Annotated in this window: 13 protein-coding genes; 9 read left to right on the top strand and 4 right to left on the bottom strand. The window is 61.1% G+C overall.

The annotated features are described in order from the left end of the window. The first annotated feature begins 89 nt into the window (after window positions 1-89). Both rho and ACZ5YV_RS11580 read left to right on the top strand, forming a co-directional pair. Entirely contained in the window at window positions 90-1,346 is a 1,257-nt protein-coding gene (rho, locus tag ACZ5YV_RS11585) for a transcription termination factor Rho (protein ID WP_464787745.1), read from the top strand. Window positions 1,347-1,367: 21 nt separating this feature from the next. Further along, entirely contained in the window at window positions 1,368-2,090 is a 723-nt protein-coding gene (locus ACZ5YV_RS11580; RefSeq protein ID WP_464787744.1) for a YjbE family putative metal transport protein, read from the top strand. Between the two features lie 170 nt (window positions 2,091-2,260). Here the strand turns inward: ACZ5YV_RS11580 and ACZ5YV_RS11575 are convergent, their stop codons facing one another. Both ACZ5YV_RS11575 and ACZ5YV_RS11570 read right to left on the bottom strand, forming a co-directional pair. Next, window positions 2,261-3,229: a quinone oxidoreductase family protein gene (locus tag ACZ5YV_RS11575; RefSeq protein WP_464787743.1), complete on the bottom strand. Its 969-nt coding sequence runs from the start codon at window positions 3,227-3,229 to the stop codon at window positions 2,261-2,263. Between the two features lie 14 nt (window positions 3,230-3,243). Next, window positions 3,244-3,942 carry a dienelactone hydrolase family protein gene (locus ACZ5YV_RS11570; RefSeq protein ID WP_464787742.1) on the bottom strand — a complete coding sequence of 233 codons (699 nt, stop codon included), beginning with the start codon at window positions 3,940-3,942 and terminating at the stop codon, window positions 3,244-3,246. Between the two features lie 143 nt (window positions 3,943-4,085). Between ACZ5YV_RS11570 and ACZ5YV_RS11565 the strand changes: the two genes are divergently transcribed. From ACZ5YV_RS11565 to pepN, 7 genes are all read left to right on the top strand, one after another. Next, window positions 4,086-4,340, top strand: a complete 255-nt coding sequence (locus tag ACZ5YV_RS11565) for a DUF6489 family protein (protein ID WP_196226641.1) — start codon at window positions 4,086-4,088, stop codon at window positions 4,338-4,340. A gap of 7 nt (window positions 4,341-4,347) precedes the next feature. Then, window positions 4,348-5,625 carry a tRNA uridine-5-carboxymethylaminomethyl(34) synthesis GTPase MnmE gene (gene mnmE, locus ACZ5YV_RS11560; RefSeq protein WP_464787741.1) on the top strand — a complete coding sequence of 426 codons (1,278 nt, stop codon included), beginning with the start codon at window positions 4,348-4,350 and terminating at the stop codon, window positions 5,623-5,625. A 60-nt stretch (window positions 5,626-5,685) separates the two neighbouring features. Next, the gene (mnmG, locus tag ACZ5YV_RS11555; protein WP_464787740.1) at window positions 5,686-7,536 is read left to right on the top strand and encodes a tRNA uridine-5-carboxymethylaminomethyl(34) synthesis enzyme MnmG; all 1,851 of its coding nucleotides are present in this window, start codon (window positions 5,686-5,688) and stop codon (window positions 7,534-7,536) included. Continuing rightward, window positions 7,533-8,174, top strand: a complete 642-nt coding sequence (gene rsmG / locus ACZ5YV_RS11550) for a 16S rRNA (guanine(527)-N(7))-methyltransferase RsmG (protein ID WP_464787739.1) — start codon at window positions 7,533-7,535, stop codon at window positions 8,172-8,174. The genes mnmG and rsmG overlap by 4 nt, the downstream gene beginning before the upstream one ends. Next, window positions 8,171-8,953, top strand: coding sequence for a ParA family protein (locus ACZ5YV_RS11545; protein ID WP_464787738.1), 783 nt, complete (start codon window positions 8,171-8,173; stop codon window positions 8,951-8,953). Before rsmG ends, ACZ5YV_RS11545 begins: the two co-directional genes overlap by 4 nt. Further along, window positions 8,950-9,876, top strand: a complete 927-nt coding sequence (locus ACZ5YV_RS11540) for a ParB/RepB/Spo0J family partition protein (protein WP_464787737.1) — start codon at window positions 8,950-8,952, stop codon at window positions 9,874-9,876. The genes ACZ5YV_RS11545 and ACZ5YV_RS11540 overlap by 4 nt, the downstream gene beginning before the upstream one ends. Before the next feature lie 226 nt (window positions 9,877-10,102). Beyond that, window positions 10,103-12,703 (top strand): aminopeptidase N, encoded by a 2,601-nt coding sequence (pepN, locus tag ACZ5YV_RS11535; RefSeq protein ID WP_464787736.1) that lies wholly within the window; start codon window positions 10,103-10,105, stop codon window positions 12,701-12,703. Between the two features lie 47 nt (window positions 12,704-12,750). Here the strand turns inward: pepN and ACZ5YV_RS11530 are convergent, their stop codons facing one another. Beyond that, on the bottom strand, window positions 12,751-13,365 hold the full coding sequence (locus ACZ5YV_RS11530; RefSeq protein WP_464787735.1) for an ABC-type transport auxiliary lipoprotein family protein: 615 nt from the start codon (window positions 13,363-13,365) through the stop codon (window positions 12,751-12,753). Window positions 13,366-13,376: 11 nt separating this feature from the next. Continuing rightward, entirely contained in the window at window positions 13,377-14,339 is a 963-nt protein-coding gene (locus ACZ5YV_RS11525; protein WP_449474499.1) for an MlaD family protein, read from the bottom strand. Between the last annotated feature and the right edge of the window lie 2 nt (window positions 14,340-14,341).

Here is a 14,341-nt window from a genome sequence, read left to right as displayed (position 1 = left end):
CCAGCGCCGGAGTCCCGTGTTTTCCATACCGGGCGACTCTCCTTTTTCGTATTTCCAATCTTCATCTCTCGTCATCGGACTCAAGTCGAATGCACCTTAAAGACCTCAAGAAGAAATCACCCGCCGATCTGGTCACCACGGCGGAAGAACTGGGCGTCGAAGGCGCATCGACCCTGCGCAAACAGGACCTGATGTTCGCGATCCTCAAGGCTGAGGCGGAAAATGGCGAGCAGATCATGGGTGAGGGCACGATCGAAGTGCTGGCCGATGGCTTTGGCTTCCTCCGCTCACCCGAAGCGAACTTCCTTGCCGGTCCCGACGACATCTATGTGTCGCCCAATCAGGTCCGCAAGTTCGGCCTGCGCACCGGTGATACGGTGGAAGGCGAAATTCGCGCGCCCAAGGATGGCGAGCGCTATTTTGCGCTGACCAAGCTAATCTCCGTCAATTTCGATGACCCGGATGTCGTCCGGCATCGCGTCAACTTCGACAACCTGACGCCGCTTTATCCGACCCAGAAGCTGGTGCTCGATACACTGGACCCCACGGTCAAGGACAAGTCGGCCCGCGTCATCGACATCGTCTCGCCACAGGGCAAGGGGCAGCGCGCACTGATCGTCGCGCCGCCGCGCACCGGTAAGACTGTGCTGCTCCAGAACATCGCCAAGGCGATCACCGACAATCATCCCGAAGTTTTCCTGATCGTCCTTCTGATCGACGAGCGCCCGGAAGAAGTGACCGACATGCAGCGCAGCGTGAAGGGCGAGGTTGTATCCTCAACCTTCGATGAACCCGCGCAGCGCCACGTGCAGGTCGCCGAAATGGTGATCGAAAAGGCCAAGCGCCTCGTGGAACACAAGAAGGACGTGGTGATCCTGCTCGATTCGATCACCCGCCTCGGTCGTGCCTACAACACTGTCGTGCCTTCGTCGGGCAAGGTGCTGACGGGCGGCGTTGACGCCAATGCACTCCAGCGTCCCAAGCGCTTCTTCGGTGCGGCGCGTAACATCGAAGAGGGCGGTTCGCTCTCCATCATCGCCACCGCGCTGATCGACACCGGCAGCCGCATGGACGAAGTCATCTTCGAAGAGTTCAAGGGCACCGGCAACTCGGAAATCGTGCTGGACCGCAAGGTCGCGGACAAGCGCATCTTCCCGGCGTTGGACGTCGGCAAGTCGGGCACCCGCAAGGAAGAACTGCTGGTCGACAAGGCCAAGCTTTCCAAGATGTGGGTGCTGCGCCGTATCCTGATGCAGATGGGTACGGTCGATGCGATGGAGTTCCTGCTCGACAAGATGAAGGATTCCAAGACCAACGAAGATTTCTTCGATTCGATGAACCAGTAAGCGGGGTTATATCAGGCCGTTATGATCGACCTTTTTACGACTGCCGCTGCCGCCGCGCAGGGTTTGGGATCGCCCGCAGACATTTGGGGGCACATCGTCAACGATTTCAGCAATATCGGTTCTCCGGCTGCTCTGGCGGCCTTTGGCCAGGTGCTGATGATCGATATCCTGCTCGCGGGCGACAATGCGATCGTCGTCGGCGCACTGGCAGCGGGGCTGCCGGTGCAGCAGCGCCAGCGCGTCATCATGATCGGCATCATCGCCGCCTTGGTGCTGCGTATCGGCTTTGCGCTGGTCGTGACGCAGTTGATGCAGATCGTCGGCCTGATCCTGGCCGGTGGCCTGCTGCTGCTGTGGGTCAGCTGGAAGATGTGGCGCGAACTGCACCCGAAGCGGGGTGCGGACACGCCGGACGATCCCAGCGACGATGATATATCGGGGCTGCGTCCCGCCAAGAGCTTCGCGGCTGCGGCTTGGGCTGTCGCCGTTGCCGACGTGTCGATGAGCCTGGACAATGTGCTGGCCGTCGCGGGCGCGGCGCGTGATCACCCTGGCATCCTGATCATCGGGCTTATCCTGTCGGTTGCCCTGATGGGTATCGCGGCGAACATCATTGCCAAATATATCGAGCGTTTCCGGTGGATCGCTTATCTGGGTCTGGCCGTCATCATCTATGTCGCCGTCAAGATGATCTATGAGGGCGTTGTCGATCATCAGGTCGGCATCCTGACCCTTTTTGTGTGATTGAGGCGAGCAGGGGCGGGCTTGATGCCCGTCACCTGCTCGACCCGTTTTCAGACTTCTTCAGCGGGCCTAGAGCGCGCTGCGTTAATCGGACGCAGGTCGCGCGATCTAGTTTTTGTTATCGCATCCTTTTAAGCGCAAAACCGGTTCCCACTTTTGCGCACGATGCTCTAGGGCACCAGGATGGTGCTGCCGACGGTCTGTCGCCCTTCCAGCGCGCGGTGGGCGTCCGCAGCATCCGAAAGGGCGACACGCTGGCCGATATGGGCGCGAACGACGCCCCTCAGCATGCGATCGAACAGGCGGTCACTGACATGCTTCAGTTCCTCCTGCGTCACTATATAGTCGAACAGGGTGGGGCGGGTCACATAGAGGGACCCCGCACGACTGAGGTCTAACAGGCTGACCGGCGGTACTGGGCCAGACGCATTGCCATAGCTCACCATCATGCCGCGCCGTTTGAGTGAGCCAAGCGACGCGCTCCAGCTGTCCTTCCCCACGCCATCATAGGCGACGTCTACACCCTGTCCGTCGGTGAGCGCGCGCACCCGGTCGGCGAGGTCCGGCAACGGGCAGTGCAGGCTGTGGTCGGCCGACACGGTTGCGGCCTTTTCCGCCGATCCGCTATGAGCGATGACCACGACGCCCTTGTCCCGAAGCCAGGGCACCAGCACGGAACCTACGCCACCGGCGGCCGCATGGACCAGAGCGACCTGACCGGGCCGCAGGGGCAATATATCCTCCGCCAGGAAGCAGGCCGTCATGCCCTTCAGCATCATGGCGGCAGCTTCATCCGTGCCGATCTTGTCTGGGATCCTTATGACGCGCTCGGCGGCAACCGTGCGATGGGTGGCATAAGCGCCCAGGCCGCCCGCCGAGCCAACCTTATCGCCGATCGCCAGCCCACTGACACCCGGTCCCAAGGCAGCGACATAGCCCGCTCCTTCGGCGCCGAGTGTGAGGGGGAGCGGGGCTTCGTAGAGGCCCGAGCGATGATAGGTGTCGATGAAATTCAGGCCGATTGCATCCTGAACGATCAGCACCTCACCCTCGGCCGGAGGTGCGGGATCGAAATACTCCCGCTCGATCACCTCCGGACCACCAGTCGCGCGGACAATCATGCGCCAGGCTTGTGTCATGGGTAGTGCGTCGGTCAGAGATGCGTGGCGAAAAAATCGGCTGTGCGCTGATCGGCCAGTTGAGCGGCATCCTCGACCCGGCGCGCGCCCATTTCAGCGGCAAAGCCATGATCCAGCCCCTTATAATCATGAAGGGTCACGTGGCGATTGTCCTTCAGGCCGTCATGCATCGTCTTCTGGACTTCCGGCGGCACGAAGCCGTCAGCGGTGGGGATGTGCAGCAGGACGGGCTTACCGATCGCATGCTGCTTGCCCAGAAGATTGTCGATGCCCACGCCATAATAGCCCACAAAGGCGTCGCCATCCGTCCGGCAGGCGGCCATGAAGGTCAGCCGCCCGCCAAGGCAATAGCCGACCACGCCGACCTTGCCGGTGCCGCCCAGTTCCGCCCGAGCGAATTTGATCGCCGATTCAATGTCATAGATGGCGAGGTCCTGATCCAGCTTTTGCATGTGGCCAATTGCCGTCTGAAATTGTTCTGGAACATCCGCATCCAGTTCGACATGAGGCGTGTCACGCCAGAACAGGTCAGGAGAAACCGCCAGATATCCCTGGTTGGCCCAATTGTCGCATTTGCGGCGAATGCCTTCATTCACGCCGAAGATTTCTTGAATGACGATAATCGCCCCGCGCGGGGTTCCTTCCGGCCGAGCGACATAGGTGTCGAATTGCGCATCGCCCTCAAGGGTCGAAATCGGCGTAAATGATCCCATGGCAGATGTCCTTTCGTTCGCTGCATTGTGTTTGAGGATAAGCGGCTTTTGAAGAACCGCCAACGCTACTATGGCCAAATTATTTGCGTTCAGGGGCCATGTTGCGGCATGACGACGATCGCTGGCAATTGAAGGTGCGCAGGATGAAAGTAACCGTCGACGTAGATTGCACCCCAACCGAGGCGCGGGCCTTTCTGGGCCTGCCTGATGTGACGCCGATTCACGACAAATATGTGAAAACGATGCTGGACAGCTTTGATGGCATCGCGAGCGCCGAACAGATGGAAACGATGTTCAAAAGCTTCTCTCCCTTGGGAGATGCGGGCATGCGCCTGTTCCGGCAGATGATGGACATCGGCCTTTCTGGCGTTGCCGGGAAGAATGGCGATAAGTCTTGAACCCTTAATGGCAGAAACGATTTTCGCCCTGTCGAGTGGTGCGCCACCGGCAGGGATTGGGGTCATTCGGATAAGTGGCCCTGCTGCCGCCGCCGCCTTGCAGGGCCTTGCGGGGCATCTTCCCGAACCCCGGCGGGCGCGGCTGGCGTTATTGAAGGACCCCCGCAACGGGGTGCCCCTCGATCGTGCGCTCATCCTATGGTTTCCTGGCCCCGGCACTGCGACCGGCGAAGATCTGGCGGAGCTGCATTGCCATGGCGGACGGGCCGTGGTTGCGGGGCTGGAGGATGCGCTCAGGTCTTTTGAAGGCGTGCGGCAGGCCCAGCCGGGAGAGTTTACGCGCCGGGCTTTCATGAATGGGCGGATGGATCTCAACGAGGTCGAGGGGCTGGCCGATCTTCTCGCCGCCGAAACCCAGCAGCAACGGCGCGCGGCTCTGCTCATGTCCGAGGGGCATTTTTCTCGTCGGCTGGAACAGTGGCAAAGGAGCTTGCTCGACCTTTCGGCCATGGCGGAGGCAGCGCTCGACTTTTCCGATGAGGATGATGTGCCTGAGCATGGGGCCGAGGAACGCATCGACTCCGGCATAGCTACGCTCATCGGGGAGGTGGGGTCTGCACTGAAGGCGCCTTCTGCGGAGCGTTTGCGGGATGGCATTCGGGTGGTGCTGGCCGGGCCACCCAATGCGGGGAAGTCCACGCTTTTGAATGCGCTGGTGGGGCGGGAGGCGGCGATCGTGTCTGATGTCGCGGGTACGACGCGCGACCGCATCGAAGTGCCCGCAGCGCTTGGCGGGACTGCTTTCCTGTTCACCGATACCGCCGGTCTGAGAGAGGCGACATCGGACGTCATCGAGGCGATCGGGATGGACCGGGCTCGCGCGGCGATGAACAGTGCTGACATCATTTTGTGGCTTGGCGATCCGGATGAAGCGGCACGCACCGACGCGATAATTGTCGGTGCCCAATGTGACCGGCACGCGGTGACTAGAGGGTTGCCCATATCGGCGGTCACAGGCGAGGGGATGGAGACGCTCATCGCTTTGCTCCTGGAGCGAGCTGCTGCATTGCTGCCGGGAGTGAGCGATTATGCATTGCATGAAAGGCAGCGGGAGGGCGTTGCGCTGCTGCTCGCCCATTTGGAAAATGCTTTGCCCCAGTCAGACCTTCTCATTGTCGCGGAAGAACTTCGGAATGCACGTGCGGCGATCGATGCGCTGACGGGGCGGGCAAGTACCGAGCATATGCTCGACCGGCTCTTTGCAGGATTCTGCATCGGCAAATGAGCTCTGTTCCACGTGGAACAGTTTTGACCGCGAGGCCCCAATTCTGATAAGGGCGCCGACATGCAGACAGCTTTTGACGTGATCGTGGTTGGCGGCGGCCATGCCGGATGTGAGGCAGCGGCAGCGGCTGCTCGCAAGGGTACGCGGGTCGCGCTGCTCACTTTCGAAAAGGCAACGGTGGGAGCAATGTCATGCAACCCGGCGATCGGCGGGTTGGGCAAGGGGCATCTAGTGCGCGAGGTTGATGCGCTGGATGGCTTGATAGCGCGTGCCGCGGACGCTGCTGCGATACATTATCGGATGTTGAACAGCAGCAAAGGTGCGGCCGTTCAGGGGCCTCGCGTGCAGGCCGATCGATCCTATTATCGGGCCGCCATTCACCGCATGATCGACGCGCAGCGCGGGATCGAAATCATCGAGGGGGAGGCTGCGGCGCTGCTGCTGAAGAATGGCGCGGTAGAAGGGCTGGAACTGGCAGACGGACGCCGCTTGTCCGCGCCAGCCATCGTGTTGGCAACGGGCACGTTTCTGGGCGGTAAATTGTTCCGAGGCGAGGAAATCTTAACAGGTGGGCGAACCGGGGAACAGGCGGCAACGGTACTGGGTGTCCAGCTTCGTGGTTTGGGCCTGCCAATCGCGCGGCTGAAGACCGGAACCCCGCCGAGGCTGGATGGGCGATCGATAAATTGGGCGGGGCTGGAGGAGCAGCCGTCTGACGGTGGTGATTGGACCATGTCTGCTCTCTCCGTTGCGCGGCAGCTTCCGCAATTGAGCTGCGCGATCACGCGTACCAATGAGGCGACCCACGCGATCATCCGTGGAGGGCTGGGGCGCTCGCCGTTGTTCAGCGGAGCGATCGAGGGACGCGGTCCTCGATACTGCCCTTCGATCGAGGACAAGGTGATCCGCTTCGGTGATCGTGACGGGCATCAGATATTTCTGGAGCCGGAAGGGTTGGGAAGCCCTCTGGTTTATCCCAATGGGATCAGCACGTCCCTGCCTGCCGATGTGCAGGAGCAGATGGTCAGGTCGATGGCGGGGCTGGAACGTGCTGAGATCGTAGTGCCCGGCTATGCAGTGGAATATGACCACATCGATCCGCGCGCGTTGGACCACAGTCTGGAGATGCGAGACGTCCCGGGCCTATTTTGCGCGGGTCAGATAAATGGCACCACGGGATATGAGGAGGCGGCGGCGCAAGGGCTGGTTGCCGGTGTGAATGCGGCTGCGCGTGCCAAGGGGGATGCGCCGATGATCCTCGATCGGGCGAGCAGCTATATCGGTGTCATGGTCGATGACCTGGTGCTGCAAGGCGTGACTGAGCCGTACCGCATGCTGACGGCGCGGGCGGAGTATCGGTTGCGGCTTCGGGCGGACAATGCTGGAAGCAGGCTGGAAGAGGTTGGCCGGGTGCATGCTATATTGGGCGAGAAGCGGCTGGCTCATTATGATCGGCGGGCTTCGCAGCGCGCCAGCGTGGATAAGGAACTAGGGCAGCAGCTGAGCGCCACCCAGCTTGCACGCGCCGGTGCGAATGTTCGACAGGATGGCTCGCGGCGAACCCTGTTTGAATGGGCGCGGTTTCCGGAGTTCCAGCGGGAATTGCTGTTCGCTCTGGCGCCGTTGCTCACATCAGTCGACGAGAGTCTGCGGGACGAAATTCTGGAGGACGCTCATTACGCCCCTTATCTCGAACGCCAGGCGACAGAGATTGATGCCTTGCGCCGCGACGAGCGGGTGTCGATCCCGGCTGACTTTGATTTTGGGACAATTGGTGGACTGTCGAGCGAGATGATCGAAAGGCTTGATAAGGCTCGCCCCGATACGCTGGCGGCTGCGGGCCGCATTCGGGGCATCACTCCGGCAGCCTTGGCGGCGTTGCTGGTACATGTTCGGCGTCAAGCCGCATGACGGAGGATGAAGCGAAGCTATGGCTGGAGCAGCATTTCCCCGTTTCACGTGGAACATGGGAGAAGCTGGACAGCTATGTTGAAATGCTGCTGTCCGAGATGGATCAGCAGAATTTGATTGCAGAGTCCACGCGTGATCATGTCTGGGCGAGGCATATTGCGGACTCGGCTCAGCTTCTCACCTTGGCCAATAGTGCGAGTGATGGTCTTTGGATCGACCTTGGATCGGGAGCAGGTTTGCCCGCTATCGTGATCGCCATCTTGAGCGACCGACCTGTGCGGATGATAGAATCGCGGCGTAAGAGAATAGATTTCCTGAATGAGGTGATCGACAGGATCGGCATCAAAAATGCCCAAGTTCACGGCGGACGGGTGGAAGGTGCGTCCTCAGAGGTAGCGGCGGTAATCAGTGCGCGCGCCTATGCGCCATTGGAGCGCCTCTTCCCATCGGCGCTCCACTTGTCTGATAAACGAACCCTTTGGGTGTTGCCAAAGGGGCGTAATGCGCAGAATGAACTGGAGGCGGCGCGATCCTCGTGGCAAGGTGTGTTTCACGTGGAACGCAGCATCATCGACCCGGAAAGCGCAATCATTATAGCGCAGTCGGTAGCGCCGAGGGGCAAGAAAGGTCGCAAATGATCCGTATCGCCATTGCGAATCAAAAGGGTGGGGTGGGGAAGACCACAACGGCGATCAACTTGGCAACCGGGCTTGCCGCTACTGGCCTGAGAGTGTTGTTGATCGACCTCGATCCCCAGGGGAATGCTTCCACAGGGTTGGGGGTTCATCAGTCCGATCGCACCTGGTCAAGCTACGATCTGCTCGTCGGGAATTGCGGGATCGAAGATGCGATCCTGCCGACCCGGGTGCCTAAGCTCGACATCATCGCGGCGACGCAGGATTTGTCGGGGGCCGAGATCGAGCTGATCGAATATGAGGAACGGACCCATCGCCTGGAGCGGGTGCTGAGTGAAGCGCAGGCGGGTAGGTGGGATATCTGCCTCATCGATTGTCCACCTTCGCTCGGCCTTCTGACCATCAATGCGATGGTCGCTGCCCAATCGCTGCTCGTTCCGCTTCAATGTGAATTCTTCGCGTTGGAAGGCCTGTCTCAGCTGTTGCAGACGGTCGAGCGCATTCGCGGCCGTTTCAATCCCGGTCTTTCGATCATGGGAGTGGCGCTCACCATGTATGACCGGCGTAATCGCCTTACCGATCAAGTCGCGGATGATGTGCGGGCATGTCTGGGCGATTTGGTGTTCTCAACGGTTATTCCGCGGAATGTCCGGCTTTCGGAAGCACCAAGCCATGGAGTTCCGGCCCTCATCTACGACTTCCGCTGTTCTGGTTCGGAGGCCTATATGCGCCTCGCCCGTGAACTGATTTCGCGTCTGCCCCCACAGGAGGTTGCAGCTTGAGCAACGAGAATGATGAAAAGCTTAAGGTCATCAAGCGTCCTCATGGACTGGGACGGGGCCTTTCGGCTTTACTGGGCGACGTAACGAGAGAAGAGCCGGTCGCACCACAGGCGGTTTCCGCTTCAACCAAGGCTATCCAGAGCATCGAAGTCGCGCTGATTCAGCCGCATCCGGAGCAACCGCGCCGTCATTTTGACGAAGGTGCCTTGGCCGAGCTGGCGGACAGCATTGGCAAGCGCGGCGTGATTCAGCCCATCATCGTGCGCCCTCATGGCGGCGGCTTTCAAATCGTTGCGGGGGAGCGACGCTGGCGGGCGGCGCAGCGCGCGCAATTGCACCGTATTCCGGCGATCGTCCGCGATTTTGACGAAGCCGAAACGCTGGAAATCGCGCTGGTTGAGAATATCCAGCGCGAAGACCTGAACCCGATCGAAGAAGCGGAAGCCTATCGCAAGTTGATCGCGGACTTCAATCACAGCCAGGAAGCGCTGGGGCGGATCGTTGGGAAATCGCGCAGCCACATCGCCAATCTTATCCGGCTGCTCGATCTTCCGGCCTCTGTGCAGCAACAGGTCGTTGAGCAGAAGCTGTCCATGGGCCACGCCCGAGCGCTGATCGGCGCGCCGGATTGTGAGACGCTGGCGAAGACCATTGAAGCCAAGGGCCTGTCGGTGCGCGATACCGAAGACCTGGTGCGCCGCTCGAAAAAGGGGGAAGGGGCGGCGCCCCGAGGCCGGACTCCGTCGGGGATGGTCAGCAAAGACCCCGATATTGCAGCGCTCGAACAGCATCTTGCGGATATTCTGGGCGTCAAAGTCGATATTGGACATGGGGAGGGTGCGGGCGGCACGCTGTCGTTGCGCTATTCGACGCTCGATCAGCTTGACATGCTGTGTCAGCGCCTGTCCGGCGAGCGTATCTGAAAGGTAAGCGCGGCATGATCCGCCGCGCCCCCGCCATGACTGGAGCCCTTCCCGAAGCAAGATTTCATAAAACTGCATGGGATCATGCTCTATTTTATTGCGGCGCTGTCTAATCCAGTGGACGACGCCGCCCTGCCTTGAAAATGGTCGATTTAACTCTTGTTTTCCGCATTTTCCGGGCCAGCGGGTGATACCACCTGCCTGGAAAATGCTCTAGATTGCCGCAATGGCTGACATTCAATCCGCAAACGCTTCCGCGCCCATTGTCGTTCGACGTCAGGACTATAGGCCGCCCGACTGGCTCATCCCCGAGATTGAGCTGGACTTCCTTTTGGACCCCGCACGCACGACGGTAAGGGCAAGGCTGAGCGTCAGCCGCAATGGCGCGCATGATCACGCGCTGAGGCTGGACGGAGATGAACTGACGCCCGTCGAGGTGAAGGTGGACGGCCGCGCCCTCGGCTCGGACGAGTGGAAAATGGATGGCGGCGCGTTGATTATCCCGCTTACGGGCGGTGTTCATCAGGTGGAAACGCTGGTGGAGCTTGCTCCTGAGCATAACAGCAAGCTGATGGGCCTTTATGCCAGCGGCGGGTTGCTTTGCACCCAATGCGAAGCGGAAGGGTTTCGTCGGATCACCTTCTTTCCGGATCGGCCGGACATCCTGTCACGCTATTCCGTCCGTATGGAAGCGGACAAGGGATGCTATCCAATCCTGCTTTCCAATGGCGATCCGGTCGAGCAGGGGGAACTTTCCGGCGGGCGGCATTGGGCACGATGGACCGATCCGTACCCCAAGCCCTGCTATCTCTTCGCGCTGGTCGCGGGTGACCTTGCCTGCAACAGCGACAGCTTCGAGACGATCAGCGGGCGCGAGGTGAAGCTGGGCATCTGGGTGAAGGAGGCCGATCTGCCGCGCACGGGCCATGCCATGCAGGCGTTGAAGAACAGCATGGCGTGGGATGAGCGCGTCTATGGCCGCGAATATGACCTGGACGTCTTCAATATCGTCGCCGTGGCGGACTTCAACTTCGGGGCGATGGAGAATAAGGGCCTTAACATATTCAATTCGCGCTACATTCTGGCCGATCCCGAGACCGCGACGGATGCCGACTATGACGGCGTCGAAGGCGTGGTGGCGCATGAATATTTCCACAATTGGTCTGGAAATCGCGTCACTTGCCGGGACTGGTTCCAGCTCTCGTTGAAGGAAGGGTTCACCGTCTTTCGCGATCAGAACTTCTCGGCGGATATGGGTAGCGAGGCGGTCAAGCGCATTGAGGATGTGCGGGTGCTGCGCGCGGCGCAATTTCAAGAAGATGCAGGTCCGCTTGCCCATCCGGTCAGGCCGGAATCCTACATGGAAATCAGCAACTTCTATACGGCGACCATCTACAATAAGGGCGCTGAACTGATCAGGATGATCGCGCTGATGCTGGGGCCGGACCGCTTCCGCGCCGCGACCGACCTTTATTTCGAGCGGCATGATGGCGAGGCGGCGACTTGCGAGGATTTCGTCCGGGCGATGGAAGAGGGCGGCGGGGTGGACCTTACCCAGTTCCGCCGCTGGTATGAGCAGGCCGGAACGCCGCATGTCCGGGCGAGCCTGACGCATGATCCCGTCACCCAGATCGCTGAGCTGTTGCTGGAGCAGAACACGCCGCCGACACCGGGCCAGCCGGAAAAGCTTCCGTTCGCCCTGCCGCTTCGTACAGCCTTGTTCGATCGCGGCAGTGGCGGAAGTGCGGGCGAGACGCTGTTAATGCTGACACAGAAGCAGCAGCGCTTCACCTTCAAGGGCTTTGCAGCTGCGCCGATTCTGTCGATCAATCGTGGCTTTTCGGCGCCGGTGATCGTTGAAACAGACAGGAGTCAAGCCGATCTGGCTTTCCTGTCCGCGCATGATGATGATCCCTTCGCTCGCTATGAAGCGATGCAGCAGTTGATGGTGAATGCCTTGGTCGGCCATGTGGCCGGGCAGGCGTTGGACGCAGCCGCAATCATCACGGCGATCCGGGATACCGTGACTGACCCGCATCTTGATGGGGCGTTTATCGCGGAAGCCATTCGCCTGCCGAGCGAAGCCTATCTAGGCGATCAGATGGCGCAGGTCGATCCGGATGCCATCCATGAGGCTCGCGATGCGTTGCAACGCCGGGTCGGCCGCGAGTTGGAGCCCCTCTGGCGCGACGTGCACGCGCGAAATAGGGCGAACGGCTTTTCGCTTTCTCCTGCCGCGAAGGGCGCGCGCAAGCTGCGTAACGGCGCCCTGGTCTATCTGGCGGCTTCAGGCGCGGCGGACGGGGCGGCGTTGGCCTTTTCCCAATTTGACGAAGCCGATAACATGACGGAGCGGCAATCGGCTCTTGCGACCCTTGCCAACGGTCGCAGTGACGAGCGGGAGGCGGCGCTCGACATCTTCTATAACCGCTACAGGGATGATCCACTGACGCTGGACAAGTGGTTCCAGACGCAGGCTTTTGCTTCCCACCCTGATACCGTCGATCTGGTGGAGGAACTGGGGCGGCACCCCGATTTCACGCTGGCCAATCCAAACCGGGTCCGCTCCCTTTTTGGCGCCTTCGCCGGAAACCAATGGGCTTTCCATCATAGGTCGGGGAAGGGCTATCGGCTTGTTGCCGACTGCATCATCGCGCTCGACAAGCTCAATCCGCAGACCGCCGCGCGGCTGGTTCCGCCACTGGGGCGGTGGCGGCGCTTCGATGAGGGAAGGGCTGGCCTGATGCGCAGCGAGTTACAGAGGATTTTGGGTCAGCCGGGCCTGTCGAAGGACGTTACCGAGCAGGCGAGCAAAAGCCTGGATTAAGGCGGCATTCGCCATGCCGATACAGGTTCGGCATGGCGTGCTGTCCCTCAGCGCCCGCTGGCCGCCACCCATGCCGCGACGTCGGCAGCGACCTTGTTCGCGGCGCTGTTGAGCGGAGCGCCGATGGTCGTCGCATCGATCTTGCCGCCTATGGGGGCGCTTGCCGTGAACCGCTGGCGCGCGATCGCGGTGCCGCCGGGTCCGGCAAGGATAGCGTCATAGGTGACCACGGCGCTGTTGCTTGCTTCATCCAGGCCGAAATCAACCAAGTCACCCATCAGGCGCTGGCCCGCATCGGCGGAATATTGACCGGGATCGAGCACGATACGGTTGCTGCTGGCGGCGATGGTTTCGGACAACAGCTTCTGAAACAGATGACGCGGCGTGTCGGCCCACTGCACCTTGGTGACATAGGCGAGCGATGTGGGCGACGTGCGCACCGGCACGCGCACCGTGTCGAGGAGCTTGGGCGCTTCGGGATCGGCGACCGTGAGGGTGGTCCCTGCGGTGGCGCTGCGGAGCGTACCGGGAGCGACCTTCTGGGCCGCGTCGAGTGACAGCAGCCGTTCGGGCGGCTTCCCGCCGAAGGAAACGCAGCCTGACAGTGCCGCGGCGAGCGCCAACATGAGGGGAAGGGCGGCAGGTTTCTTGTGGAACGTCATCGCGGTCCCTCTCATCGCTTGTAATCGGGCAGTTTGGGCGATCCAACGATCGACCCCGCGCCCTGTTGATCGAGTTTTTCGGCAACGCCGCGGAAGGCGCGCGACATTTCGCGCAGGTCGCGCACCAGCTGATTGACTTCCGGCATGGTCTGGTTGCTGAACGCGCGCACGCCCGGCTGCGCTTCGGCAATCGTCTTGTCGAGCGTTTCGATGCTGCGGGTCGCGGACTGCACGCTCTTGCGCAAGTCGGCCATCAGCGGCTTGCCTTCGTCGGTCAGCATCGAGTCCGTGGTGGCGGCAAGCTTGCCGATCTGTTCCGCCGCTATGCCCGTGCGCTGGACCGCGATGCGCGCTTCGGCGAGCGTGGCTGCAATCTCCGGGCTGCGATCGGCGAGGGCGCCCGACACGCGCTCGACATTGGCGAGGATGCCCGCGATCGATTGCTGGTTCTTGTCGTTCAACAGTTCGGTCAGACGCTCGGTCAGGGTCGAGAGACGCTCCAGCAGTTGCGGCGCGTTGTTCAACAGTTCGCCAAGCGCCCCTGGCTTGGTCGGAATGACCGGGATACCGTCGGGGCAGGCGGACAGGGGATTTTCCTCGGGGCAGCCGATGGGCGGTGCGCCCTTTACGGCGCCGTCCAGCACGATCTCGCTGACGCCGGTAAAGCCCACGCCTGCGATGGTGGCGGTGGTGCCTTGAAGAACGGGTGTGCCTTCCTTCACCGAAATGCGCACCTTTACGAAGCTGGGGTCGCGTTTCCACAGCTCGATCTTTTCGACCTGTCCGGAGGGAACGCCGGAGTAATTGACGCTCGATCCTTTGGCGAGGCCATTCACCGACTGTTTGAAGAAGATGTCATATTCCATGTTGTCGCCTTCGGAGAGGCGCGAGAACCAGAAGGCGGCGACCATGATCGCCGCTAGCAGCAGCAATGTGACCGTGCCCACCAGCACATGGTTGGAGCGGGTTTCCATTA

The sequence above is a fragment of the Sphingobium sp. TomTYG46 genome, from assembly GCF_055396345.1.
The sequence above is the reverse complement of the archived record's forward strand: the minus strand, read 5'-3'. Positions and strand labels throughout refer to the sequence as shown.